This window comes from Pseudomonas sp. NPDC088368 (genome assembly GCF_044753445.1).
Lineage (GTDB): Bacteria > Pseudomonadota > Gammaproteobacteria > Pseudomonadales > Pseudomonadaceae > Aquipseudomonas > Aquipseudomonas bambusae.
In genome coordinates, this window is record NZ_JBIVNG010000016.1 from 75,990 (window position 1) to 100,986 (window position 24,997).

The window sequence follows — 24,997 nt, forward strand, 5'->3', positions numbered from 1 at the left end:
CGGTTCATTGACGCGTCATTCATCGCCCGGCACACCATAACGGGGGGCCTTGGTCGGGTCGAGGGCGCGGGTCAGGTAATCCTGCATCTGCGGGCGGTAATCGCGCCACAGGTTTGCCAGTGTGCCGATGGGGTCTTCCTCCGCCCAATCGACGCGCAGATCGACGATGGGCCAGCTGTGATCACCGACCACCACCAGCGCCGCCGAATGCACCGGACCGGCTTCACCCCCGGCTGCAACGGCCGCTTGCATTGCGGCGATCAGCCGGTCGGCGAGCAGGCCGTCATGGGTTTCGAAAGCGTGAACCAGCGCCTCGATCACCGCTCGGTCCGCGAGCATGTTGCCCGCGCCGACGCACTGTTCCCCCGATAACGCCTGGTGCGTGCCGAGGGTTTCGCTGCCGCTGAAATGCGCGGTTCGACCGAGGTGGTCGATGGCCGTGAGCTGACGAAACTGGCGGTACTCATCAAGGCTCAGCGCCTGCGCCACCGCCTGCTCAGAGGACAGGCCGTTTTCCATTTGATCGAGTGAGAGCGCGCCAAGGGCGGGGAGAGTGATGTTCTGGGTCGACACGGCGCCAACGCCGGGCCGCAGCCACGGGCAACGGGCGCCCACGGCAATGCTCGACGAGCTGATGGCGATGCCCAGTTGGCCGGTGTCGGCGCAGCGGCCAACGATGGAAAACGTCATGGTGTGTTCATCCTGTATCGTCCTGACCTGCCATTCACCGCTCCGATACGTGGCGGAAGGGATGGCCCATGACGGCATTCTGGAGCGGTGCCGTCGCGGACGAAACGAGGATTTTCGTGAGCGCTGGTTCGGGAAAACCGTATCAGCCTGAACGTGATGCAGGCAGACGAGGCTCTTCGGTGCGCTCCGTCCATCACACGCAATGTCGCCAGTCCGAATCGTCGGGTTCGCCCGTCAACGCAAGTAGCGTCGCTCGATGTCACGCATGCGTTCATCACCTTGCAACATGATGATCTCTTTCACGGAGGGAAGATGCGCGTCCACGTGTTGGATACCGCGGTCTTTGATGATTTGCGCGAACGTTGTGCGCATCGCGCCCACCGCCGCTCTGATCGCGTGATTGCCATAAATCACGATCCCGACCTTGCCCAAGGCTTCGATGTCTTTCTCGGTCAGTTGAGGGTACGCGGTGGGCACGAGCACCAGCGGCACAGTACCCGACCATGCCTTCACGAATTGAAGGATTTCATCGGGCGTCGACTGCTTGGAGTGAATGAGGATGGCATCGGCGCCCGCCGCCTCGTACGCCAAGGCTCGGGTAATCGCTTCCTCTTGTCCCAGCCCTGCGATCAAGCTTTCAGTGCGTGCAATGACGACGAAGTCCTTATCGGATTTCGCCTGCACCGCGGCGGCGATCTTGCCTTGAAACTCTTCGAGACGAACCAGTTCCTGCCGCCCATCGGCGCGCAGGCTGGTGTCTTTCGGAAATGTCTTGTCTTCCATGACCACCGCCGAGGCACCCGCCGCCTCATAAAGGGGGACGACGTAACTGACGTTGACGGCATTTCCGAAGCCTGTGTCGATGTCTGCAATGAGCGGGATGGACGTAACCGAGGCAATGGCGCGCATCATGTCGAGGTGCGTACCGCTGGATAGAATATTCGCGTCAGGCACCGCGTAACTGGCAGACAGTTCGAAGCCACTGCCCCAAATACCGTGAAAGCCCGCTTCTTCAGCCAGGACCGCTGACAGAGGATTGTGTGCCGCCATTGCCGTGAACAACTGGCGGCTGTCGAGGGCTGCGCGAAGGCGTTGATGCTTGCTCATATAAACTCCTGAAGTGGCGTTGGAACTTGCCCTTTATAACGAGGGCAGAGTCAGTGTTGACGCGACATCACTCACCGCGCTCGGGACTGAGGCGGCGGAACGATCGGTCAGCGTGAGTAAAACCGGCAGTCCTGTTTCAGAGGACGGCTTCAAACATGCGTTTTCAGAACAGTGTTGTCAGGCATCTCTCGACCATACTCAGCCCTTCGCAGACTTCTGCTGAAGGTTGTTTGTGCGTGATCTTGAAATACTTGCGGGCGGGCGGCGCGTCTTTGATCGGCTCGACGACGAACTCATCGGGCCGGATTTTCCTGACCCATTCGCCTACCGAATTCACGACAATCGACCATTGCTGCTCATCCACCAGCAAGTCAGGAATCAGACTGGCCATGTCCAGCTGTACCCGCCTGACCTGCAGGCTGCCCAACGTCCGCTCATGCCATAACTGAAAGTCCTTGCTCCAGCGCCAGAAGATTTCCTTTTCAGGATCAAGCTGAGCGACATTGACTTCCGTTGGTTCCTCACGGGAGCGTCCTGAACGGCGTAGCAGGCAAAACCCTTCTTCCGTGAACGGTGACATCAGCACATTGGACGGCACCGAAACTTCGCGTGCGAGAAAGGCGATATCCATGACTTTCGTGGACACCGACTCAACGGACTCTTCGGTATGTTCCGTGTGAATGCGAAGGGTCATGCGAGGCGCACACTGATAAAGCATTGAATACAGGGGCGGTAGCAAATACATGTTCATGCTGTTTGGCGCACTGATATTCAAATGAAGATTGAAGTTCGTGACGCCAAACCGGTCGATATCGTTCAGCACGTCCTGGAAGCGTTCGGCCAGCGGCAAAAACGCCTTTCCCGAGGCGGTGACCCTGATACTATCGACGCCCTTATGGCGTTCGATCAACGTCACGCCCAGCTTCTGTTCAAGTTCTTTCAAGCGATAACTGATGGCCGACGGCGAAACATGAATACTGTCCGCCGCCGCCCTCAGACTTTGCTCTTTGACGATGGCAAGAAATGCACTCACGCCCAAGTAATACATGCCACCTCCGCACGCTGGATTAAAGCAATGATGGGCGCCGATAACGCATCCTTGCGACGTCATGACAGGGCGCATTGCAGGTCGCCGCAGCATAGCAAACGTCCTCCGGACCCGAAGGATGTGCAGGTCATACTGTCGTGCGCGAAACGGGGGTTGGCGTGTCGGTGACGGTCGGCGCGGGCGTCACATTACGGCGATTCATCTTCAGCACCTGAATGTGCGCGAGAATGCAAAACAGCACGCAGAGCAGCGACCCGCCGAACAGCACCATTATTCCGCCATCCCAGCCCATGCGGTCGACGGCGATGCCAATCAACGTCGTACCGGCGGTTGCGCCGACGATGTAGCTCATGAAGCCGCGAAGCCCGGTCATTGAACCCACGGCGAAGGACGGGACGATTTCCATGCCCTGGACGCTGGCCAGAAACTGCGGGATGTAAATCAGGCAACCGATCATCGCGGTAAAAATGACCACCGATACGACGCTCGTGGCTTTCCAGTAGCCGACGATGCAGACGATGATCATCAGCGTCGAGATGATCGCCAGTGGCATGCGCTGGCCTTTGAAAAACGTGTCGGAAATCCAGCCCGCCAGCAGCGTGGACGGAATGGCGGCCCATTCGAACAGCAAGAATGCGACTGACATTTCGGCCATGGAGAAGTGTTTGTATTCCGTCAGATAAAGCGGCATCCAGGACACCATGCCGAAACGAATGACATACACGCAGGCATCCACCATCGCGGTGTACCAGGCGGATTTGTTCGGCAGCACGTACCGACGGAAGATCTGCCACGTGGACAATTCACGGCCGGGATGCGCTTCATCCCCCGGCAAGGGCTTACGTGCCGTGTGAACGGAAGGGTCCTCTTCAAGAGGGGTGAATCCTTCGGCGCGTGGGGAGTCCTTCCCAAGCACCAGAACCAGAGGGACAACCGCCAGGGCAAGCATGGCAGGCAACACATAGACAGCGTATTGCCAGCCGCCGACCCCGAAGAAAACGATCCCGGCGGTGATCACCGGCGCCACGATGCCTCCGCCGATGTTGTGCGAGATATTCCAGAGCGCGCCGACGCGTCCGCGCAGCCTTTTGGGAAACCAGTTCGCCATGGTGATGTAGGCCGGTGCTGCCCCGGTGCCCTGGAACAGGCCAAGTAATGCCAGCAGGATGACGAACTCCCACAGGCCCGTGGTAAACACGAACGCGAGGTTGACCAATGCACAGCAAGCAAGGCCCACGGCAAGGTATTTCCTGGGACTGGCCTTATCGGCCAACGCACTCATGAAACCCTTGCTGAGCCCGTAGGAAATCAGCAGGACGCTGCTGAGCAAGCCGATTTGTGTGGACGTCAAACTTAGATGCTGTTTCAGATAAGGCGTCGACAGAGCAAAGTTGTTGCGGACGATGTAATAGGACATATAAGCGAGAAAGCATGAGGCCACCGCACTGATGCCATATTTTAGAAACGTTCTACCGCCCGCTCGGTGTTGAGCATGTTCGCTGCGTTGTTTTTCTTGTAATAGAGAGATCATGTAAATGCCCCGACGTGTTATCGATGACTGTTGAGCGCTGTACGCATTACATTGATGGCCTGCGATACGCCATCCACCGGCTGCGCCCGGGTCTGATGACTGAGTTGCAAATCGGTGGAGCGCTTGAAGAACGCCAGCGTTCCCTGTGTGACACACGGCGTGACGTGCAACTCCTCCAGCGTTTCTACCACCTGTTGCATCTCGAAGTAGCGGCGTTCACACGCATTCAAATGACTGACGATCCAGTTGCTCGCTGTCTTTTCAAACGGCGTATGCGTCACGGTGTGGACAATATCGGCCCAGAGCGCCTCATCAACTCCGGACTCGGTCGCGGCCAGCATCGTCTCGATGAGGATGGCCTCGATGCCCTTGGAAAAAACACTGCGCAACATTTTGAAGGTGGACGCCTGGCCCAGTGTCGGGCTGAAGAACCGGGTGTTCAAACCGGCACCGTTGAGGCGTTCACTGAGTTCGCTGGCCTGCGCGCCCCCCAGTAGAATCTTGGTGTCTGCGCCCGTTGCACCCAGTGCACCTAATATCGCGCCCTCCACAAAGAGGGCTGCGGACGGCTGGATGATGTTGAAGATGGCTTGTTTGATCGAAGGCGAAGTGGAATTCAAGTCGACGTAGTACTGCCCTGGCCTCAACTGCTGTGCACTTCTTTGCGCAACGTTCAGCGCGGCCTGCGTCACCACGGTCGATAAGACAATGTCACAGTGCTTAAACAACGCCTCAAACCCCATGACCGTCACTGGCGTTGAGCCTATTCGATCTTTCAGTGTTGCCAATCCGCCTTCCTGTTCGGCCAATACATCATGCACAACAACGCTGCATCCGTTTTCCGCCAGGCGTCGAGCAAAATGAGAAGCCACTTCACCGTAGCCGATAAAGCCCACATTAAGTTTCATACGTGTTCTCTTATTCAAAGTAAGACGGTGCGTCCTTCCCTAATTGCAGGGCATTTCGTTCGCGCGAGTTTTAGCGACTTAGTTCGATTATTTATCGCTAAGTGACTGGCAAAATCCATGAACGATGTGGACGCGGGATCAAGGCTAATGTGAGGGGAGGAGGGGGTAAAGTGAATTGATTGGGGTATTAATCACTGATTTTTTGCGAGGTCCGCGCGCGCTGGGCGGATTCTTATCGCAACTTCTGACCATGGTGTGGACGCCTGGGTGAGCCAGTGTCCGAAAGAGGTCGAGTGAACGCAGGCCGGGTGCGTCAGTTCCTGGCCTGCATGGGAACGTACGCCCTTCTAGAGGTCGTCCTTCAACGTGATCAGCCGCTCATCCGCCGGCACCGGTCGGCCAAAGAAGAAGCCCTGAAAGTGCGAGCAGCCTTCCGCTTGCAGCTGAAGCATCTGTTCGTGGGTTTCCACACCCTCCGCCGTGGTCTCGATCAGCAGGCTGTTGCCCATGCCGGTGATCGCCCGAATGATCGCCAGCGCCTCTTTGTTCTCGGCCATGTCCTTGACGAACGAGCGGTCGATTTTGATGCGGTCGAAGGGGAAGGAGCGCAGGTAACCGAGGGACGAATACCCGGTGCCGAAATCATCCAGCGAAATCGCCACGCCCAAGGCCTTAAGGGCGCGCAGCGTCGAGACGTTCTCGTCGCTGTCCCCCAATAACACCGATTCAGTAATCTCCAGTTCGAGACGTTCGGGCGCCAGGCCCGAGTCCGCCAACGCCAGTTCGACGATGGCGATCAGCCCCGGGTTCTTGAACTGGATCGGTGACAGGTTCACCGACACCGTTTGCAGTGTGCCCCAGCCAGCGGCTTCCTGGCAGGCGAGGTTCAAGGCGCGGGTGCCGACTTCGTGGATCAGCCCGGTTTCCTCGGCCATCGGGATGAAGTCCATCGGTGGAATGATGCCCTTGATCGGGTGAATCCAGCGGATCAGCGCTTCGTAGCCGGAAATGTCCTGACCGTCCCGGCTGACGATGGGCTGGTAATGCATCTTCAACTGGCCGAAATGCAGGGCGGTTCGCAAGTCGGCTTCGAGGGTCCGGCGCTGGCGGGCGATCTCGTCCAGTTCCTGACGGAAACGCTCGAAACGGTTGCGACCATTGCGTTTGGCTTCGTACAGCGCCATGTCGGCATAGCCCATCAGCTGCTCGGGTTTGACGTGGTCTTCGGGCGACAACGCGATGCCCACGCTGACGCCGACCGAGCAGCTGTGGCCGTCGATCAGGAACGGTGGCCGGATGGCCTGAATCATCCGTTGCGCCGCCAGCTCGGCGGCTTCCTGGGTGTCCAGCTCCGGCAGAATCACGGCAAATTCATCGCCGCCCAGGCGCGCGAGGGTGTCGCGGTCGCGCAACTCTGAGCGCAGGCGTTCGCTGAGGGCGCGCAGCAGCTTGTCCCCGAACGCGTGGCCCAGCGCGTCGTTGACGTCCTTGAAATCGTCAAGGTCCAGGCACAGCGTGCCGGTGATTTTTCCTGAACCGGTCGGCCCGTTGGAGCGTGCGAGCGCTTCCTTCAAACGCTGCTGAAACAGCGTCCGATTGGGCAACCCGGTCAGCGCGTCGTGGTGGGCCATGTGGTGAATCTTGGCGTTGGCCGCCAGCTCATCGGTCACGTCTTCGGCCACAAACAGCACGTAATCCGAATGGCTTTCGGTGTCCTGATTGAGCACCGTGCGGCTGCGCAGCGTCCGCAGCCCTTGTGCCGTGTGGACCTGCATCTCGGAGGTCCGGACCTCGCCCATCGACAGGGTCTGGTTCATCTGCTGATTGATGTAATCCGCCACCTCCGGCCGCAGGCATTCACTGGCAAAACGACCGACCATTTTGGTGGCGGCGAACAACCGTTCCGCCTGCTGATTCACCAGCAGGATCTTGTGCGAGCGTACGTCCTGCACGATCACGCTGGCCGGAATGTTGGCGATCACCGAGTCGAGGAAGCGCGACAGCGTGGCCATCTCGGCGCTGCGCTTCTCCGCCAGCTCCTTGGCTTCCAGCAATTGCAGTTCGGTCTTGCGGCGCTCGGTGATGTCCCGGGTGATCTTGGCGAAACCAATCATCTCGCCGTCGTCATCGTGGATGGCGTCGATCACGACGTGGGTCCAGAAGTGCGAACCGTCCTTGCGCTGACGAATGCCTTCCGCCTCGAATCGGCCTTCCCGGCGCGCGGTCTCCAGCCCTTTGGACGGCAGCCCGAGGGCGCGATCTTCCGGCGTGTAAAACACCGAAAAATGCTGGCCGACAATCTCATGCTCCTGATACCCCTTCGCCCGTTGGGCCCCGGCGTTCCAGTTCACCACGTTGCCGTCCAGGTCCAGCATGTAGATCGCGTAATCGCTGACGCCTTGCACCAGCAAGCGGAAACGCCGTTCATGCTCGCGCTGCACCTGCAGCGCCTGATGCTGTTCAGTGCAGTCGCGGGTGATCTTGGCGAAACCCAGCAAATCGCCCGCGTCATTGCGAACGGCGTCGATGATCACGTGCGCCCAGAACGCGCTGCCGTCCTTCTTCAACCGCCAGCCTTGGGCCTCGAACCGTCCCTCAGTCCGGGCGATCCGCAGGTTCTGGCCCGGCAAATCAGCGCGTCGTTCGTCCTCGCTGTAAAACAACGAAAAATGCTGCCCCACGATCTCCACCGCCGTGTACCCCTTCGCCCGCTGCGCCCCAGGGTTCCAGTTCGCCACGATGCCTTCCGGCGTCAGCATGTAAATCGCATAGTCCACGACGCTCTGAATCAGCAGTCGGTACATCGCGTCGGAATCCTGGAGTAACGGCATTCAAAGCACCTGAAAGGGTGGAAAAGCGTGATGTGGCGGAGTATGGCGTGAAAGTGATGCAAAATCAGGTTGCTGTATAGGTATCGGCTGGGGCACAGCGGTGTTGAGGGCGCGAGAGCGGAGAAAGATGTAACAAAAACCCGCTATTCATATTCCGGTTCAGGTGTGCAGCGGCTCATAGAGACGTGCATAAAGCCCCATCCTTTTCCTGAGTTTTGGAAGTCAGGGGCAGGTGCCGGGCTGAGCGCCCGAAACAGAAGTGTGTCGTGAGTGGCCTGAGCTGTTCGCCGCTCAGTAGAGAGTCAGTGCGCGGCCCCACCCTTGACCCCGCCCGGCAATTTTTTGGTCAGCATCACCGCCACCATGCTGATGCCCAGTGCCAACCCGACAAAATGGAACGCGTCGTTGTAGGCCATGATCGCCGCCTGTTGATGGGCGATTTCACTGAGTTTGCCCAGCGCTGCTGTTTCGTTGCCCAATCGCTCGGTCAGTTGCGCCATGCGTTCGGCGACTTGAGGATTGGCGGGGGAGATCGATTCTCGGAGGTAGTCGAAGTAGGTCTTGGTCCGGGCGTCCAGCAGGGTGGCGAGCAGCGCAATGCCGATGGCGCCGCCGAGGTTGCGCAGGATATTGAACAAGCTCGATGCAGACCCTGCGTCCTGTGGCTGGATGAACGCCGTGGCGATCAGCGAGATGGTGACCATGATCAGCGGTTGCCCCAGCGCGCGGACGATCTGAATGTGGTTGAACTGCGGCCCGGCGAAGTCCGGGTTGAGCACCCCTGAAGAAAAACTGGCGATGCCGAACAGGCCGAAACCGAGGGTGCAGAGCACTTTGGGCGGGATGATTTTCATCAATTGAGGAACGAGGGGAATCAGGAACAGCTGCGGCACGCCCATCCACATGATCACTTCGCCGATCTGTTGCGCGTTGTAGCCCTGAATCTGCGCGAGGTACAGCGGCAGCAGGTAAATCGAGCCGTACAGCCCGACACCCATGCCGACGCTGGAAATGCTCGACAAGCCGAAGTTGCGGTTGCCGAGGATGCCCAGGTTGATCAGCGGCTTGGGTTTGGAGAACTGGATGATCACGAAGGTGATCAGGCTCAGCAACGCGACGCTGCCGAGGGTGACGATCAGGTTCGATTCCAGCCAGTCCTTGCGGTGGCCTTCTTCCAGAAACACTTGCAGGCAGCCGAGTCCGACGCCGAGGGTGACTATTCCCGCGTAGTCGGTGCTTTTGAGCAATTCCCAGTGCGGCGCCTTTTTCTCCAGGCCGTACAGCAGCCCGGCGATCATCACCAGCCCCGGCGGGATGTTGATATAGAAAATGTATTCCCAGCCGAAGTTTTCCGTCAGCCAACCGCCCAGCGTCGGGCCGATGGAAGGGGCGAAGGTCGCGGTCATGGCGAACAGCGCCATGCCTTTGGCCCGGTGGTGTTCCGGGAGTTTGATCAGGGTCAGGGTGAATGCCAGCGGGATCAGTGCGCCGCCCGTGAAGCCTTGCAAGGCGCGGAACACGATCATGCTTTCCAGGCTCCAGGCCATCGAGCACAGCAGCGACGAAATCAAAAAACCGAGCGACACCCACACCGCCAGCCTGCGTGCCGAGAGCAACTGCACCAGCCACGCAGTCAGCGGGATCATGATGATTTCCGCCACCAGGTAGGACGTGGAAATCCACGAGCCTTCTTCCAGCGTGGCGGACAGCGCGCCCTGGATGTCCTTCAGCGAGGAATTGGTGATCTGGATGTCCAGCACCGCCATGAACGCGCCGAGCATCACGCTCATGACCGCGATCCAGTCGCGCCGGGTCGGTTCGCCGACCGGGCGAATCAGCGCGTCACCGGCCACTGTGTGGGTCGTTTGCCGGTTTGATATTGACCGAGACCGTCACCGACATGCCCGGACGAATCTTGCCGTGCAACGGGTTGTCGGGTGCGAACGTCAGCTTCACCGGAATGCGCTGCACGACCTTGGTGAAGTTGCCGGTGGCGTTGTCCGGCGGCAGCAGGCTGAACTGCGCGCCCGAGGCGGCGAACAGGCTGTTGACCCGTCCCTGAATCGGCGTGCCGGGGAAGCTGTCGAACGTCAGCTCGGCGGACTGGCCAATCTCCATGTGCTCGATCTGGGTTTCCTTGAAGTTGGCCTGCACCCAGATGTCTTCGTCCGGCACGACCGACAGCAGGTACGCCCCGGCCTGCACGTACTGGCCATTGCGCGCCGCTCGCTGACCGATCAGGCCGCTGATGGGCGCGTGAATTTCCGTGCGTTGCACGTTGATGTCGGCCTGAGACAGGTCGGCGCGGGCGGTGGCGATCTGCGCGTCCAGCCGTTTGATTTCAGCGGTCAGGGCGTTGACCTGCTGGCGCTGACTCTGGGCATCGGCTTGAGCTTTCGTGACCTGCGAACGGGCCACGTTGCTGTCGGCGGTCATGGTGGTGACCTGTGCCTCGGAGACGAATCCCGGCGTGCGCAATTTCTGCAACCGCGCGAGATCGAGCTGGGTGCGGCCCAAGGTCGCCTGATTGGCCTGGACTTGCGCGTCACTGGCGGCGATCAAACTCGATTGCTGGGTCAATTTGCTCTGCGCCTGCACCCGCTCGGCTTCACGTGTGGCCAAAGTGGCTTTGGCGCGGTCGATGGCCAGACGGAAATCATCCGGCTCCAGCTTCACCAGCAACTGGCCTTTCTCCACGTGCTGGTTGTCCTGCACCAACACCTCGCTGACCCGCGCGCCGAGCTGGCTGGACACCCGGGTGATCTCACCCTGCACGTAAGCGTTGTCGGTGGTTTCGTAAAAGCGTCCTTTCAAGTACCACTGGGCGAAGAACGCGAGGGCGATCAGCAGGACCACCCCGAAAAAGATGAACAGGCGGCGTTTGAGTTGGGCAGGCATGGTCGTTCTGGATTTTTTGAATGTAAGGAAATTTATCAGCTAACCGAGTCTGGCACCTAGCCATCGTTGCAATAATGACTCGAATTGATAATCGAGTATTCATTCCCTGGCGTAACGCCATGGCCTGACTATGGTGCATGCCCATCCCTCGAAATCCGCTCGCCTGCACGCCGACGCTGGAGCCGCAAGGGCCGTGCCTGTTAAGATTCGCGGCTTGTTCGACCTATCCGGAATTTTCCATGACCACCGTTCGCACCCGCATCGCGCCATCGCCCACCGGCGACCCCCACGTTGGCACGGCTTACATCGCACTCTTCAACTATTGCTTTGCCAAGCAGCATGGCGGCGAATTCATCCTGCGCATTGAAGACACCGATCAGTTGCGCTCGACCCGCGAGTCCGAACAACAGATTTTCGACGCCCTGCGCTGGCTCGGCATCGAGTGGAGCGAAGGCCCGGACGTCGGAGGTCCTCACGGCCCGTATCGCCAGAGCGAGCGGGGCGACATCTATAAGAAGTACACCCAGCAACTGGTCGATGCCGGTCATGCCTTCCCATGCTTCTGCACCGCCGAAGAGCTGGATCAGATGCGTGCCGAGCAGATGGCCCGAGGCGAAACCCCGCGTTACGACGGTCGTGCGCTGCTGCTTTCCAAGGAGGAAGTCGAGCGCCGTCTGGCCGCAGGCGAACCCCATGTCATCCGCATGAAAGTGCCGAGCGAAGGCGTGTGCGTGGTGCCGGACATCCTGCGCGGCGAAGTCGAAATCCCGTGGGACCGCATGGACATGCAGGTCCTGATGAAGACCGACGGGCTGCCGACTTACTTCCTCGCCAACGTCGTTGATGACCACCTGATGGGCATCACCCACGTGCTGCGTGGCGAAGAGTGGCTGCCGTCGGCGCCGAAACTGATCCTCCTGTATGAATACTTCGGCTGGGAAAAACCGGCGCTGTGCTACATGCCGCTCCTGCGTAACCCGGACAAGAGCAAACTCTCCAAGCGCAAGAACCCGACCTCGGTCACGTTCTATGAGCGCATGGGCTTCATGCCCGAAGCGATGCTCAACTACTTGGGCCGCATGGGTTGGTCGATGCCGGATGAGCGCGAGAAGTTCTCGCTGCAGGAAATGGTCGAGCACTTCGACCTGAACCGCGTCTCCCTCGGCGGGCCGATTTTCGACATCGAGAAACTGTCCTGGCTCAACGGCCAGTGGCTGCGCGAGCTGCCGGTTGAAGAATTTGCCGCCCGCGTGCAGAAGTGGGCGTTCAACAGCGACTACATGATGAAGATCGCGCCCCACGTGCAGGGCCGCGTCGAAACGTTCAGCCAGGTTGCGCCGCTGGGAGGATTTTTCTTTGCCGGTGGTGTGAACCCGGACCCGAAGCTGTTCGAGCACAAGAAGCTGTCACCTGAGCAAGTGCGTCAGGTGCTGCAGCTGATCCTCTGGAAGCTTGAGTCGCTGCGTCAGTGGGAAAAAGACACGATCACCGGTTGTATTCAGGCGGTGGTCGAACATTTGGAGCTCAAACTGCGTGATGCCATGCCGCTGATGTTTGCCGCCATTACCGGTCAGGCGAACTCGGTCTCGGTGACCGATGCGATGGAAATCCTCGGCCCGGACCTGACCCGCTACCGTCTGCGTCAGGCGCTAGACCTGCTGGGCGGCGTGTCGAAGAAAGAAAACAAAGAGTGGGAAAAGCTGCTCGGCGCTATTGGCTGAGGGGCGCTTTGTCGTTGCGTGCCGCTTGAGTGCGGCATGCAGCGAGCGAAAGGTCGAGGTTTTCCGGGGGAGGGCGGTAAGTGATTGTTATCCCGGAAAATTCTTTTGAAATATGTTTAAAAAAAGTTTGACAGGTATTCGGGTCGCACTTAATATGCGCCCCGTCCACACGGCAACACAGAAACACCGCGGCAACGCAGTGTGATGTGACAGTGTAATGTGGGGCTATAGCTCAGCTGGGAGAGCGCCTGCATGGCATGCAGGAGGTCAGCGGTTCGATCCCGCTTAGCTCCACCAATTTAGAAGCTTCAAGGTCGGCTACACTGCCTTGGAGTTTGTACCGCAAGTCGGAACCAGCACCGATCAGGTACACAAAGGGTTACGTCCCCTTCGTCTAGTGGCCTAGGACACCGCCCTTTCACGGCGGTAACAGGGGTTCGAGTCCCCTAGGGGACGCCAGCTTTACCGAGTGATACCGTAAGGTTGATCTCCGCCGCGAGGCGCTAAATCTGGGGCTATAGCTCAGCTGGGAGAGCGCCTGCATGGCATGCAGGAGGTCAGCGGTTCGATCCCGCTTAGCTCCACCAAATTTGCCAGGGTTCGTCATCAGTGAATGACGGATTCGACTGAAGGTTTTGCGTCCCCTTCGTCTAGTGGCCTAGGACACCGCCCTTTCACGGCGGTAACAGGGGTTCGAGTCCCCTAGGGGACGCCACGATTTCTCGCTCTGCGAGACCAAGGGTCATTCGATTATTGAATGGCCCTTTTGTTTTTTTGAGGTTTTATTTTCCTTTCCTCGATTTTCTGATCCGGACACCGCCACTGAACCTGTGGGAGCGAATTCATTCGCGAATCGGCGTTTCAGGCAATGCATTCTCTTCGGTTGGACGGCCCTTTCGCGAATGAACTCGCTCCTACAGGTTCGGGCTCAGCGCATGGCGCCCTTGCCATCCCCCATGATGCAGATAATATTACTGCCATCATCCCGGAGGCGGACATGAACGATAAAAAAGCACAAACCCGTGAACGCATTCTCAACGCGGCCAGTTCGGCGCTGATTGCTCGCGGTCCCGTGGAGCCCAGCGTCAATGAGATCATGGGCGCAGCCGGGTTGACGGTGGGCGGTTTTTACGCGCATTTCGACAGCAAGGAAGCCTTGATGCTGGAGGCGTTCAACCAATTGCTCGCCGAGCGCCGGGAGATGGTCGCGAAAATTGACGATCAATTGCCAGGCGACGAGCGACGTGCCTTGCTCGCCGCGTTTTATCTGTCTCGCAAACACCGTGACGCCGAAGAGCACGCCTGTCCGCTGCCCACTGCGATTGGCGAGATGGCACGTCTCTCCGATGATTTCCGCGGTGCGCTGTCGGAACACGTCGAGCTGATGGTCGCGCAACTGGCCTCAAGTCCGGAAGAAACCGACAAGACCCTGGCCGATATCGCGCTGATGCTCGGCGGTCTGGCGTTGGCCCGTGCCTTGGGGCCGAATGAACTGTCCGATCGCGTCTTGCGGGCTGCCAAGTCGGCCATGCAGTGAGGCGTTCCTGACAGGTGCGATCCCTCTCTGATGCTTTTGGTTACACTGCCCCACGAACGTATTCATGAGGGGCAAGAACGAGCATGGTTTGGGATCTGGCAACGCCGTTCGTCATCGATCTGCATGTGAACGAGGACGACATCGATGGACTGGGGCACGCCAACAACGCCGTCTACGTCACTTGGCTGGAACGTTGCGCGTGGCGCCATTCGCAACAGTTGGCATTGGACCTGACCGAGTACCGGCGTCTGGACCGGGCGATGGCCGTGGTTCGGCACGAAATCGACTACCTGGCCAGCGCTTATCAGGATGACGAACTGCAATTGGCGACCTGGATCGTCGATTGGGATCAGAAGCTGAAGATGACCCGGCGCTTTCAACTCAAGCGACCCAGCGATGGCATCACGCTGCTGCGGGCGCAAACCACGTTCGTCTGCATCGAACTCTCGACCGGCAAACCGAAGCGGATGCCGAGCGAGTTCATCGACGGCTACGCGCCCGCATTGCAGGCAGGCGTTTCCTGACGCGCGGCCCGTTCACAATCGGCACGCCTCTGCGTAAACTGCCGGACTTTTTTTCGAGTGTGACCCATGCAAATTGCTCTGGCACCCATGGAAGGCCTGGTCGATGACATTCTGCGCGATGTGCTGACGCAGGTCGGCGGCATCGATTGGTGCGTGACCGAATTCATCCGGGTGACCGAGCGTCTGTTGCCTGAGCATTACTTTCACAAACTCGCCTCCGAGTTGCTCAATGGCTCGAAGACCCGTGCGGGCGTGCCGTTGCGGGTGCAATTGCTCGGCTCTGATCCCGTGTGCCTGGCCGAGAATGCCGCGTTTGCCGCCGAGTTGGGCGCGCCGGTTATCGACCTGAACTTCGGTTGCCCCGCCAAGACGGTGAACAAATCCCGAGGCGGCGCGGTGCTGCTGAAGGAGCCGGAGCTGCTGCACTCGATCCTCGAACACGTGCGCCGTGCCGTGCCTGCGCACATTCCGGTGACGGCCAAGATGCGACTGGGTTATGACAGCACCGAACCCGCGCTGGACTGCGCGCGAGCGCTGGAGGCGGGCGGCGCCGAGCACATCGTGGTTCACGCACGGACCAAGGTGGACGGCTACAAGCCGCCTGCGCATTGGGAGTGGATCGGCAAGATTCAGGACGTGGTGAAGATCCCAATCATTGCCAACGGCGAAATCTGGACCGTGGACGACTGGCGCCGCTGCCGGGAAATCTGTGGCGCCCGCGACATCATGATCGGTCGCGGGCTGGTGGCCCGTCCGGACCTTGGCCGACAGATCGCGGCGGCGGAGGCAGGGCGGGAAGTCGTCGAGATGACCTGGCAGGAACTGCAACCCTTGATTCGCGATTTCTGGCTGCAAGCACTGGCCAAAATGACCCGTGTTCAGGCGCCGGGCCGTCTGAAGCAATGGGTGGTGTTGCTGACCAAGAGCTACCCCGAAGCGACGGTGATGTTCGATTCGCTGCGGCGTGAGACTGATTGCGAGCGGATCAGCCACATGCTGGGTGTGACTGAGTCGGCAGCGGCCTGAGAAAATTTTTCATAGCGACTCTTGAAACAGAAGTGACTGTCCTTATCTAAGGGTTACGCGATGCCGAAGTCGGGTCGCGGAGATAAACACTTGCTGATATTTCAGGAGATTCACATGACTACCGCATTTTCTCTGGCTCCACTGTTCCGTTCTTCCGTGGGCTTTGACCGTTTCAACGACCTGTTCGAGTCGGCGGCCCGTAACGAATCGGCCAGCACTTACCCTCCCTATAACGTCGAGAAGCACGCTGACGACCAGTACCGCATCGTCATCGCGGCGGCCGGTTTTCAGGAAGAAGACCTGGAGTTGCAGGTTGAGAAGGGTGTGCTGACCGTTACCGGCAGCAAGCGCGACAAGGCTGCTGAAGGCGTGACCTTCCTGCATCAGGGCATTGCCCAGCGCGCGTTCAAGCTGTCGTTCCGCTTGGCCGATCACATCGAAGTGCAGAACGCTGCACTGGTCAACGGCCTGCTGAACATTGACCTGCTGCGTCTGGTGCCTGAAGAGGCCAAGCCAAAACGCATCCAGATCAACGGCCAGAAAACCCTGGCGCATTGATTCGCAGTCGATAGCAAAAAGGCGTCCTTCGGGACGCCTTTTTTGTTGGGTTGAAGCGGTGTTGGGCTGACCGGCTTGTGGCTTGTGGCTTATGGCTTATGGTTTATGGCTTATGGCTTATGGCTTATGGCCTATGGCTTGTGACTGGTGGCTTCTGGCCGAAGGCCGTGGGAGCTGGCTTGCCTGCGATCTGCCGGGCACCGGCAGCAAATCCGGCACACGCGGTATATCTGGCAGAACAAAGTCATCAAGTTTTACTGCCGCTTCGCGCCAGATCGCAGGCAAGCCAGCTCCCACGGCCTTCGGCCAGAAGCATGAGCCAATTCCCACGGCCTTGGTCAGAAGCATGAGCCAATTCCCGCGGCCTTGGTCAGAAGCATGGGCCAGCTCCCACGGCCTTCGGCCAGAAGCATGAGCCAATTCCCACGGCCTTGGTCAGAAGCATGGGCCAGCTCCCACGGCCTTCGGCCAGAAGCACGAGCCAATTCCCGCGGCCTTGGTCAGAAGCATGGGCCAGCTCCCACGGCCTTCGGCCCGAAGCATGGGCCAATACCCACGGCCTTGGCCAGAAGCGTGGGCTAATTACCACGGCCTTCGGCCAGAATCAAAAGCAACCAGGGTTCCTACGCTTTTGGGAGCACCGGCACTACACGCTCCCGCAACAACGCCTCAAATTGCTTAAGCACCAACGGCTCACTGAACAGAAACCCTTGGTAAAACTGGCAATTCAGTTGCGCCAGGAAGTCCAGTTGCTCTTGCTTCTCTACGCCTTCGGCAATGATCGCGAGATTGAGGCTCGCGGCCATGGCGATGATGGCGCGGACGATTTCGGCGTCGTTGGGGTCAGTAGTGGCGTCGCGAACAAAAGACTGATCGATTTTCAGCGCGTCCACTGGCAGGCGCTTGAGGTAAGTGAGTGACGAATACCCGGTGCCGAAATCGTCCATCGCGAAACTGATGCCCATGCGCTTGAGTTCCAGCATCTTGGCGATGGTGTCTTCGAGGTTCTGAATGACGATGCCTTCGGTGATTTCCAGTTTGAGCATGCGATGGGGCAGGCCGCAGGTGCGCAGGCAGCGCTCTACCCGGTCGACGAAATCTGCCTGACGAAACTGCCGGGGACTGATATTCACGCACAGGCTGAAATCATGGCCGTCGATCAGCCCCTTTCGCAGTAACTCGCCACCGGTCTTACAGGCTTCTTCCAGAATCCAGTTGCCCACCTCTAGGATCATCCCGCTTTCTTCCATGACCTGAATGAACTGCTGCGGCGGTAGATTTCCCAAACTCGGGTGCTGCCAGCGCAACAGGGCTTCGGCGCCGACGATGCGGTTGCCACGAATGTCGACCTGGGGCTGGTAGCTGAGGCTGAATTCGCCCCGGCTCAGGGCCAGACGCAGATCGTTTTCCAGACGCAGCCGATCACTGGCGGCTTTCTGCATCGTGCTGTGAAACAGCTGCGTGGCGTTGCGCCCGGAATCCTTCGCTCGGTACAGCGCAATGTCGGCGCGTTTGAGCAGGTCGGCCGGGGTCGAGCCATGGTCGGGAATTAATGCGACGCCGATGCTGGGCGTGACTTGCAGCCGATGGCCGTCGAGAAACATCGGCTCGGCCAGCAGTTCGCGCAGGGTGTCGGCCAGCCCGCGCACCTGATCGATGACCTGCTCCTGCGAGCCTTCCAGACCGCTGATCAGCACCACGAACTCATCGCCGCCCAGGCGCGCAACCGTGTCTTCCAACCGGACACTGGCTTCGAGCCGTGCGGTGACGATCTTCAGCACGCTGTCGCCGACCGGATGGCCGAGGGAGTCGTTGATGTGTTTGAAGTGGTCCAGGTCCAGAAAGAGCAGGGCGCCGCGCAGGTCATGGCGCTTGAGCAAAGAAATCTGCTGGCTCAGGCGGTCCATCAACAGCGCGCGGTTGGGCAGGTTGGTCAGCGAGTCGTGGTAGGCCAGGTGCTGAACCTGCGCCTGGGTGCTCTTGAGCAAACCAATGTCCCGGGCGGTGATCAGCAGGCATTGCATGCCGTCGAGCGTCAGCGGATCGATCGACACGTCAACTGTGATGATGTCGCCGTTTTTGTTGCGGCCGAGCAGCTCGCGGTTGTGCACCTTGCCGTGTTCTTCCACGTCTTGAATCAGGCGCATGCGCTGGCTGATGTCGGCCATGATGACGAACTCGAACACCGTGTGGCCCAGTACTTCGCTGGCGCTGTAACCGGTCAGGCGGCAGAAGCCGTCGTTGACCTCCAGATAACGGCCGGTCGCCTTTTCGGTGATGATGATGGCGTCGGGACTGGAGTGAAACGCCTTGGCGAACTTTTCCTCGCTGGCTTTCAGCGCCAGTTGGGCACGACGGTGCTCGGTGTTGTCGATGAAGGTGCTGAGCAGGTAGCGGCCGTCGGTCAGCTCGATCTTTTGCGTGTGCAGCGTGCCGTCGAGGATACGACCGTCCCGAGCGTGCCATTGGGTTTCGAGGGTCACCGGTTCGCTGGATGCAAAGGTTTTGTCGAGTGCTGTCTGACGGTGTTGCGGGTCGGCCCAGAGACCGATGTCGAGGGTCGAGCGGCCCATACAATCCGCCATCGGCCAGCCAAACGCTGACTCGAAATGGCGATTGGCGTTGCAGATCAGGCCGTCTTCGAACCGTGTCAACAGCACCACATTGGGGCTCAGGTTGAACAGCGTTGCGAAATGCGTTTCCGACTCCTTCGCCGTCAGGGCCAGGCCGGTCGTGTGAAACGGTGCGCTGTCGGCGGTTATGGGCATGTGATCACGAGCCTTGTAGGAATAAAGCTGGTATGTCGATCAATGAGCATCACTGCCCAGGAGCGTCCGCCTGAGCATCCAGCAGCGCCATGAACGCCCGGGCGGCGTTCGACAGCGTGCGTTCCGTGTGGACAATGTAGCCTAGCTGGCGGTGCAGCTGTATGTCCGGCAGCGGAATACGCGCAACTTGTTCGTCGAGCATGGTTCGGGGGAGCACACTCCATGCCAGCCCGATGGACACCATCATCTTGATCGTCTCCATATAGTTGGTGCTCATGGCGATGTTCGGCTTGAGGCCTTCCGCCTCGCACAACCCGCTGACGATGTGATGGGTGAAGGTGTTGCCGCCGGGAAAGACTGCGGGATACGCCGCGATGTCGGCCAGTGTCACAGTGGGCATGTTGGCCAGCGGGTGTTCCGGAGCAGCGACGAAGTCCAGCGGATCGTTCCAGACCTGCACGGCCTTGACGAGCGAATGGGGTTCCGGGGCGAGGGTGATGACCGCCAGCTCGGCACGGCCGTGAAGAATCTCATCGTAGGCGACCTCGGAGTCGAGAAATTCGATGTCCAGCGCCACCTCGGGATAGGTGCGGGTGAAGGTCCTTAATAAGGAAGGCAGGCGATGCAGGCCGATGTGATGACTGGTTGCCAGGCTCAACCGGCCGCTGACTTCGCCGGTCAGGTTGGTCAGGGCGCGGCGCGTGTCATCCAGCACGTTGAGGATCTGATAAGCCCGAGGCAGCAGGGCGCGACCGGCTTCCGTCAGGCTGACTTCCCGGCCCAATCGGTCGAACAGGCGAACATTGAGCTGCTGTTCCAGACCGGCGATGCGCTTGCTGACCGCAGGTTGCGTCAGGTGCAAACGCTCCCCGGCGGCGGAGAAGCTCCCTGTTTCGGCAATGGCAATAAAGGCATTGAGGTTTGCCAAATCCATCTCGAATTCCTGTTGGTTATCCAAAGCATGAAAAATATGAATTTGAGTTATTTAAGCATATTCCATAGCATCTACCCCACAAGCCAAGGGGTCTTTGATGCGTCGCCGTGACGCAATGGCCCGCGGCATAGAAACAAGCTGATGAGGAAACCGTCTGATGGCCGGCAAAACGCTCTACGACAAGCTCTGGGATTCGCATTTGGTCAAGCAGCGCGACGATGGTTCGGCGCTGCTGTATATCGATCGTCACATCATTCACGAAGTGACGTCGCCACAAGCGTTCGAGGGGTTGCGCCTGGCGGGCCGCAAACCATGGCGCATCGACGCCAACGTCGCGACCGTTGACCACAACGTGCCGACCACCCCTGACCGTAAAGATGGCGTCAATGCCATCGTCGATCAGGTCTCTCGTCTTCAGGTCCAGACCCTGGACGACAACTGCGACGAATACGGCATCACCGAATTCAAGATGAACGACGTGCGTCAGGGCATCGTTCACGTGATCGGCCCGGAGCAGGGCGCCACCTTGCCTGGCATGACCGTGGTCTGCGGCGACTCCCACACTTCGACCCACGGCGCGTTTGGCGCACTGGCTCACGGCATCGGCACCTCCGAGGTCGAGCACGTGCTCGCCACTCAGTGCCTGGTCGCCAAGAAAATGAAAAACATGCAGGTGAAAGTCGAAGGCAAATTGCCGTTCGGCGTCACTGCCAAGGACATCGTCCTTGCGGTCATCGGCAAGATCGGCACCGCCGGGGGTAACGGCCATGCCATCGAGTTCGCGGGCAGCGCCATTCGCGATCTGTCCGTCGAAGGCCGCATGACCATCTGTAACATGTCCATCGAGGCAGGCGCCCGCGTCGGTCTGGTGGCCACAGACGAAAAGACCATTGCCTACGTCAAGGGTCGCCCGTTCGCACCGACTGCCGAGCAATGGGATGCTGCCGTCGAGGCGTGGAAAGACCTGGTGTCTGACGACGACGCGGTGTTCGACACCGTGGTCGAGCTGGACGCTGCGCAGATCAAGCCGCAAGTCAGCTGGGGCACCTCGCCGGAAATGGTCCTCGCGGTCGATCAGAATGTGCCTGATCCGGCGCAGGAAACCGACCTGGTCAAGCGTGGCTCCATTGAGCGCGCGCTGAAGTACATGGGCCTGAAGGCCAATCAGGCGATCACCGACATTCAGCTGGATCGTGTGTTCATCGGTTCCTGCACCAACTCGCGGATCGAAGATTTGCGCGCCGCAGCGGACATCGCCAAAGGCCGTAAAGTGGCGTCTACCATCAAGCAGGCGATTGTGGTGCCGGGTTCGGGTCTGGTGAAAGCCCAGGCCGAGAAAGAAGGGCTGGACAAGGTCTTCATCGAGGCCGGTTTCGAATGGCGTGAGCCAGGGTGCTCCATGTGTCTGGCGATGAACCCGGACCGCCTGGAAAGTGGCGAGCATTGCGCGTCCACCTCCAACCGTAACTTCGAAGGCCGTCAGGGTGCCGGTGGTCGTACCCACCTGGTGAGCCCGGCGATGGCAGCTGCCGCAGCGGTCAATGGCCGTTTCGTCGACGTTCGCACCCTGAGCCAGCACTAAGGAGCCCCGCATGAAGCCTTTTACTCAACACACCGGGTTGGTCGCTCCGCTGGACCGCGCCAACGTCGACACCGACCAGATCATTCCCAAGCAGTTCTTGAAGTCGATCCGTCGCACTGGCTTCGGTCCGAACCTGTTCGACGAGTGGCGTTATCTGGACGTGGGTCAGCCGTACCAGGACAACTCCAAGCGTCCGCTGAACAAGGATTTCGTCCTCAACCACGAACGTTACCAAGGCGCCAGCGTGTTGCTGGCCCGTGAGAACTTCGGCTGCGGTTCGAGCCGCGAACACGCGCCGTGGGCCCTGGAAGAGTACGGTTTTCGCAGCATTATCGCCCCGAGCTACGCCGACATCTTCTTCAACAACAGTTTCAAGAACGGCCTGCTGCCGATCATCCTGAGCGAAAGCGAAGTTGATGAACTGTTCAAAGCCGTGGAAGCCAAGCCGGGCTACCAGTTGAAAGTGGACCTCGCCGCGCAGACCGTTACGGCGGAAAGTGGCAAGGTGTACAGCTTCGAGATCGACGCCTTTCGCAAGCATTGCCTGCTGAACGGCCTGGACGACATCGGCCTGACGCTGGTGGACGGCGATGCGATTGCTGCGTTCGAAGGCAAGCACCGCGCGTCGCAGCCTTGGCTCTTCCGTTAAGAAGCAGCTGCGAGCTGTAAGCTTCAAGCGACAAGCTGGACGTGGCCCGACTGCTTTTTCTTGCAGCTTGCAGCTCGAAACTTGTTGCTCCCGAGTCGGCCCCGCAGCAGGGGCCGAACGCCATTTTGAAACGAGGGTTCTATGAGCAAGCAGATTCTGATTCTCCCCGGTGACGGCATTGGTCCTGAAATCATGACCGAAGCGGTCAAGGTGCTGGAGCTGGCCAGCGAGAAGTATCAGTTGGGTTTCGAACTGAGCCACGACGTGATCGGTGGCGCGGCCATCGACAAGCACGGCGTGCCACTGGCCGACGAAACGCTGGACCGTGCCCGTGCGGCCGACGCGGTGTTGCTGGGCGCGGTGGGCGGCCCGAAATGGGACGCCATCGAGCGTGACATTCGCCCGGAGCGCGGCCTGCTGAAAATCCGTTCGCAACTGGGTCTGTTTGCCAACCTGCGTCCTGCGATCCTCTACCCGCAACTGGCCGACGCTTCCAGCCTCAAGCCGGAAATCGTCGCAGGCCTGGACATTCTCATCGTCCGCGAGCTGACCGGCGGTATCTACTTCGGTGCGCCACGGGGCACCCGCGAGCTGGAAAACGGCGAGCGCCAGTCTTACGATACGCTGCCGTACAGCGAGAGCGAGATCCGCCGTATCGCCCGTGTCGGTTTCGACATGGCCCGCGTGCGTGGCAAGAAGCTGTGTTCAGTGGACAAGGCCAACGTTCTGGCCTCCAGCCAGCTGTGGCGCGAAGTGGTCGAGCAGGTGGCCAAGGATTACCCGGATGTCGAGCTGAGCCACATGTACGTGGACAACGCCGCGATGCAACTGGTCCGCGCACCGAAGCAGTTCGACGTGATGGTCACCGACAACATGTTCGGCGACATCCTGTCCGACGAAGCGTCGATGCTCACCGGTTCCATTGGCATGCTGCCATCGGCGTCGCTGGATTCGAACAACAAGGGCATGTACGAGCCTTGCCACGGTTCGGCACCGGACATTGCGGGCAAGGGCGTTGCCAACCCGCTGGCGACCATCCTTTCGGTGTCGATGATGCTGCGTTACAGCTTCAACGAACACACCGCAGCGGACGCCATCGAGAAGGCCGTGAGTCTGGTCCTCGATCAGGGCCTGCGCACCGGTGACATCTGGTCCGAAGGCAATGCCAAAGTCGGTACGCAGGAAATGGGTGACGCCGTAGTCGCCGCGCTGCGCAATCTGTAATATCTCGGGCCCGCTTCTGCAAGATCGAGTCGAAAAAACTCTCGAACAGAGTGTGTAAAAGCGTCACGAGCGAAGATGAGGCAAGGCAAAAACAGGCGAAAAGCGGCCGGGGTCGCGATCGACTCTAGGTGTTCTAAATAAGCATTTTTCGCCTGTTTTTAACGCAGCATCATGTGCGTAACGCCGAAGGCGCTCAGCCCGCAGTAGCTTTTACGCAGTCTGGGCAGAGTGGGGTCCCACATTTAATGAAGGTGTAGTTGCGATGAAACGTGTAGGTCTGGTCGGTTGGCGCGGCATGGTGGGTTCCGTGCTCATGCAGCGAATGCTGGAAGAGCAGGATTTCGATCTCATTGAGCCGGTTTTTTTCACCACCTCCAACGTCGGCGGCCAAGGCCCGTCGGTGGGCAAGGACATTGCGCCGTTGAAAGATGCGTACAGCATCGACGAGCTCAAGACCCTTGACGTGGTGCTGACCTGCCAAGGCGGCGACTACACCAACGAGGTGTTCCCGAAGCTGCGCGAAGCGGGCTGGCAGGGTTACTGGATCGACGCAGCCTCGTCCCTGCGCATGCAGGACGACGCGGTGATCATCCTCGACCCGGTCAACCGCAAGGTCATCGACCAGCAGCTGGATGCGGGCACCAAGAACTACATCGGCGGCAACTGCACCGTCAGCCTGATGCTGATGGGGCTGGGCGGTCTGTTCGAGGCCGGTCTGGTCGAGTGGATGAACGTGATGACCTATCAGGCGGCCTCGGGCGCCGGCGCGCAGAACATGCGCGAGCTGATCAAGCAGATGGGCACCATCAACGCAGCGGTCGCTGATGATCTGGCGAACCCAGCCAGCGCGATTCTGGACATTGACCGTAAAGTGGCCGAGGCCATGCGCAGCGACGCGTTCCCGACCGAGAACTTCGGCGTGCCGTTGGCCGGTAGCCTGATCCCGTGGATCGACAAGGAACTGCCGAACGGTCAGAGCCGCGAAGAGTGGAAAGGGCAGGCGGAGACCAACAAGATTCTGGGTCGCTTCAACCGTCCAATCCCGGTCGATGGCATCTGCGTGCGCATCGGTGCGATGCGTTGCCACAGCCAGGCGCTGACCATCAAGCTGAACAAGGACGTGCCGATTGCCGACATCGAAGGCATGATCAGCCAGCACAACCCATGGGTGAAGCTGGTGCCGAACACCCGTGAGGCAAGCATTCAGGAGCTAAGCCCGACGTCGGTGACCGGTACGCTCAACATTCCAGTGGGCCGTCTGCGCAAGCTGAACATGGGTTCTCAATACCTGGGCGCGTTTACCGTGGGCGACCAACTGCTGTGGGGCGCGGCCGAACCGTTGCGTCGCATGCTGCGGATTCTGCTGGAGCGTTGATCCGACGTTTTTGCCAGATACGAGAAAACCGCCTCTTGGGGCGGTTTTTTTATGGGTTCTTGCAGAGGTTCGAACGTGAGCGGCAT

18 protein-coding genes, 4 tRNA genes and 1 pseudogene are annotated in these 24,997 nt (G+C 59.6%); 13 read left to right on the top strand and 10 right to left on the bottom strand.

Annotated features, from left to right (window positions below; genetic code table 11):
- Window positions 1-15: 15 nt before the first annotated feature.
- The 8 genes from ACIQAL_RS28835 to ACIQAL_RS28870 all read right to left on the bottom strand — a co-directional run bounded on the left by ACIQAL_RS28835 (window position 16) and on the right by ACIQAL_RS28870 (window position 11,013).
- Window positions 16-690 carry a DUF1028 domain-containing protein gene (locus ACIQAL_RS28835; protein ID WP_401151516.1) on the bottom strand — a complete coding sequence of 225 codons (675 nt, stop codon included), beginning with the start codon at window positions 688-690 and terminating at the stop codon, window positions 16-18.
- A gap of 234 nt (window positions 691-924) precedes the next feature.
- Entirely contained in the window at window positions 925-1,797 is an 873-nt protein-coding gene (locus ACIQAL_RS28840) for a phosphonopyruvate hydrolase (protein WP_401151519.1), read from the bottom strand.
- A 163-nt stretch (window positions 1,798-1,960) separates the two neighbouring features.
- Window positions 1,961-2,845, bottom strand: a complete 885-nt coding sequence (locus ACIQAL_RS28845) for a LysR family transcriptional regulator (protein ID WP_401151522.1) — start codon at window positions 2,843-2,845, stop codon at window positions 1,961-1,963.
- 127 nt (window positions 2,846-2,972) lie between these two features.
- Window positions 2,973-4,376: an MFS transporter gene (locus ACIQAL_RS28850; RefSeq protein ID WP_401151524.1), complete on the bottom strand. Its 1,404-nt coding sequence runs from the start codon at window positions 4,374-4,376 to the stop codon at window positions 2,973-2,975.
- Window positions 4,377-4,393: 17 nt separating this feature from the next.
- Entirely contained in the window at window positions 4,394-5,284 is an 891-nt protein-coding gene (locus ACIQAL_RS28855; RefSeq protein ID WP_341958810.1) for a DUF1932 domain-containing protein, read from the bottom strand.
- 347 nt (window positions 5,285-5,631) lie between these two features.
- A complete protein-coding gene (locus ACIQAL_RS28860; RefSeq protein ID WP_401151527.1) occupies window positions 5,632-8,115 on the bottom strand; it encodes an EAL domain-containing protein in 2,484 nt (827 codons plus the stop codon).
- A gap of 302 nt (window positions 8,116-8,417) precedes the next feature.
- Window positions 8,418-9,905, bottom strand: coding sequence for a DHA2 family efflux MFS transporter permease subunit (locus ACIQAL_RS28865; protein WP_401151617.1), 1,488 nt, complete (start codon window positions 9,903-9,905; stop codon window positions 8,418-8,420).
- Window positions 9,906-9,957: 52 nt separating this feature from the next.
- The gene (locus ACIQAL_RS28870) at window positions 9,958-11,013 is read right to left on the bottom strand and encodes an HlyD family secretion protein (RefSeq protein WP_401151530.1); all 1,056 of its coding nucleotides are present in this window, start codon (window positions 11,011-11,013) and stop codon (window positions 9,958-9,960) included.
- A 239-nt stretch (window positions 11,014-11,252) separates the two neighbouring features.
- On the opposite strand from ACIQAL_RS28870, the gene gltX reads away from it, so the two are divergent.
- From gltX to ACIQAL_RS28915, 9 genes are all read left to right on the top strand, one after another.
- On the top strand, window positions 11,253-12,734 hold the full coding sequence (gene gltX / locus ACIQAL_RS28875; RefSeq protein WP_166598337.1) for a glutamate--tRNA ligase: 1,482 nt from the start codon (window positions 11,253-11,255) through the stop codon (window positions 12,732-12,734).
- 221 nt (window positions 12,735-12,955) lie between these two features.
- A tRNA-Ala gene (locus tag ACIQAL_RS28880) sits at window positions 12,956-13,031 on the top strand.
- 86 nt (window positions 13,032-13,117) lie between these two features.
- Window positions 13,118-13,193, top strand: a tRNA-Glu gene (locus ACIQAL_RS28885).
- A gap of 52 nt (window positions 13,194-13,245) precedes the next feature.
- Window positions 13,246-13,321, top strand: a tRNA-Ala gene (locus ACIQAL_RS28890).
- A 52-nt stretch (window positions 13,322-13,373) separates the two neighbouring features.
- A tRNA-Glu gene (locus ACIQAL_RS28895) sits at window positions 13,374-13,449 on the top strand.
- Window positions 13,450-13,731: 282 nt separating this feature from the next.
- Window positions 13,732-14,271 (top strand): TetR/AcrR family transcriptional regulator, encoded by a 540-nt coding sequence (locus tag ACIQAL_RS28900; RefSeq protein ID WP_401151534.1) that lies wholly within the window; start codon window positions 13,732-13,734, stop codon window positions 14,269-14,271.
- An 83-nt stretch (window positions 14,272-14,354) separates the two neighbouring features.
- Window positions 14,355-14,795 (top strand): acyl-CoA thioesterase, encoded by a 441-nt coding sequence (locus ACIQAL_RS28905; RefSeq protein ID WP_401151536.1) that lies wholly within the window; start codon window positions 14,355-14,357, stop codon window positions 14,793-14,795.
- Between the two features lie 66 nt (window positions 14,796-14,861).
- A complete protein-coding gene (locus ACIQAL_RS28910; RefSeq protein WP_401151538.1) occupies window positions 14,862-15,821 on the top strand; it encodes a tRNA dihydrouridine synthase in 960 nt (319 codons plus the stop codon).
- A 114-nt stretch (window positions 15,822-15,935) separates the two neighbouring features.
- Window positions 15,936-16,379 (top strand): Hsp20 family protein, encoded by a 444-nt coding sequence (locus ACIQAL_RS28915; protein ID WP_401151541.1) that lies wholly within the window; start codon window positions 15,936-15,938, stop codon window positions 16,377-16,379.
- A 623-nt stretch (window positions 16,380-17,002) separates the two neighbouring features.
- Here the strand turns inward: ACIQAL_RS28915 and ACIQAL_RS28920 are convergent.
- Both ACIQAL_RS28920 and ACIQAL_RS28925 read right to left on the bottom strand, forming a co-directional pair.
- A pseudogene (locus tag ACIQAL_RS28920) lies at window positions 17,003-19,099 on the bottom strand (putative bifunctional diguanylate cyclase/phosphodiesterase); the annotation flags it as partial.
- 97 nt (window positions 19,100-19,196) lie between these two features.
- Window positions 19,197-20,081, bottom strand: coding sequence for a LysR family transcriptional regulator (locus ACIQAL_RS28925; protein ID WP_401151544.1), 885 nt, complete (start codon window positions 20,079-20,081; stop codon window positions 19,197-19,199).
- A 157-nt stretch (window positions 20,082-20,238) separates the two neighbouring features.
- On the opposite strand from ACIQAL_RS28925, the gene leuC reads away from it, so the two are divergent.
- From leuC to asd, 4 genes are all read left to right on the top strand, one after another.
- Window positions 20,239-21,663, top strand: coding sequence for a 3-isopropylmalate dehydratase large subunit (gene leuC / locus ACIQAL_RS28930; protein ID WP_401151546.1), 1,425 nt, complete (start codon window positions 20,239-20,241; stop codon window positions 21,661-21,663).
- A 10-nt stretch (window positions 21,664-21,673) separates the two neighbouring features.
- On the top strand, window positions 21,674-22,312 hold the full coding sequence (gene leuD / locus ACIQAL_RS28935) for a 3-isopropylmalate dehydratase small subunit (RefSeq protein ID WP_401151549.1): 639 nt from the start codon (window positions 21,674-21,676) through the stop codon (window positions 22,310-22,312).
- 141 nt (window positions 22,313-22,453) lie between these two features.
- On the top strand, window positions 22,454-23,536 hold the full coding sequence (leuB, locus tag ACIQAL_RS28940; protein WP_341958797.1) for a 3-isopropylmalate dehydrogenase: 1,083 nt from the start codon (window positions 22,454-22,456) through the stop codon (window positions 23,534-23,536).
- 262 nt (window positions 23,537-23,798) lie between these two features.
- Window positions 23,799-24,911, top strand: a complete 1,113-nt coding sequence (gene asd / locus ACIQAL_RS28945; RefSeq protein WP_341958796.1) for an aspartate-semialdehyde dehydrogenase — start codon at window positions 23,799-23,801, stop codon at window positions 24,909-24,911.
- The last annotated feature ends 86 nt before the right edge of the window (window positions 24,912-24,997 follow it).

Excerpts from the sequence above, each read along its gene's own strand:
- ACIQAL_RS28850 (WP_401151524.1), bottom strand. The coding sequence starts at position 4,376 with ATGATCTCTCTATTACAAGAAAAACAACGCAGCGAACATGCTCAACAC.
- ACIQAL_RS28870 (WP_401151530.1), bottom strand. The coding sequence starts at position 11,013 with ATGCCTGCCCAACTCAAACGCCGCCTGTTCATCTTTTTCGGGGTGGTC.
- ACIQAL_RS28840 (WP_401151519.1), bottom strand. The coding sequence starts at position 1,797 with ATGAGCAAGCATCAACGCCTTCGCGCAGCCCTCGACAGCCGCCAGTTG.
- asd (WP_341958796.1), top strand. The coding sequence starts at position 23,799 with ATGAAACGTGTAGGTCTGGTCGGTTGGCGCGGCATGGTGGGTTCCGTG.
- ACIQAL_RS28910 (WP_401151538.1), top strand. The coding sequence starts at position 14,862 with ATGCAAATTGCTCTGGCACCCATGGAAGGCCTGGTCGATGACATTCTG.
- leuD (WP_401151549.1), top strand. The coding sequence starts at position 21,674 with ATGAAGCCTTTTACTCAACACACCGGGTTGGTCGCTCCGCTGGACCGC.
- leuB (WP_341958797.1), top strand. The coding sequence starts at position 22,454 with ATGAGCAAGCAGATTCTGATTCTCCCCGGTGACGGCATTGGTCCTGAA.
- ACIQAL_RS28915 (WP_401151541.1), top strand. The coding sequence starts at position 15,936 with ATGACTACCGCATTTTCTCTGGCTCCACTGTTCCGTTCTTCCGTGGGC.
- ACIQAL_RS28905 (WP_401151536.1), top strand. The coding sequence starts at position 14,355 with ATGGTTTGGGATCTGGCAACGCCGTTCGTCATCGATCTGCATGTGAAC.
- ACIQAL_RS28835 (WP_401151516.1), bottom strand. The coding sequence starts at position 690 with ATGACGTTTTCCATCGTTGGCCGCTGCGCCGACACCGGCCAACTGGGC.
- ACIQAL_RS28855 (WP_341958810.1), bottom strand. The coding sequence starts at position 5,284 with ATGAAACTTAATGTGGGCTTTATCGGCTACGGTGAAGTGGCTTCTCAT.
- gltX (WP_166598337.1), top strand. The coding sequence starts at position 11,253 with ATGACCACCGTTCGCACCCGCATCGCGCCATCGCCCACCGGCGACCCC.
- ACIQAL_RS28925 (WP_401151544.1), bottom strand. The coding sequence starts at position 20,081 with ATGGATTTGGCAAACCTCAATGCCTTTATTGCCATTGCCGAAACAGGG.
- ACIQAL_RS28860 (WP_401151527.1), bottom strand. The coding sequence starts at position 8,115 with ATGCCGTTACTCCAGGATTCCGACGCGATGTACCGACTGCTGATTCAG.
- ACIQAL_RS28865 (WP_401151617.1), bottom strand. The coding sequence starts at position 9,905 with ATGAGCGTGATGCTCGGCGCGTTCATGGCGGTGCTGGACATCCAGATC.
- ACIQAL_RS28845 (WP_401151522.1), bottom strand. The coding sequence starts at position 2,845 with ATGTATTACTTGGGCGTGAGTGCATTTCTTGCCATCGTCAAAGAGCAA.
- leuC (WP_401151546.1), top strand. The coding sequence starts at position 20,239 with ATGGCCGGCAAAACGCTCTACGACAAGCTCTGGGATTCGCATTTGGTC.
- ACIQAL_RS28900 (WP_401151534.1), top strand. The coding sequence starts at position 13,732 with ATGAACGATAAAAAAGCACAAACCCGTGAACGCATTCTCAACGCGGCC.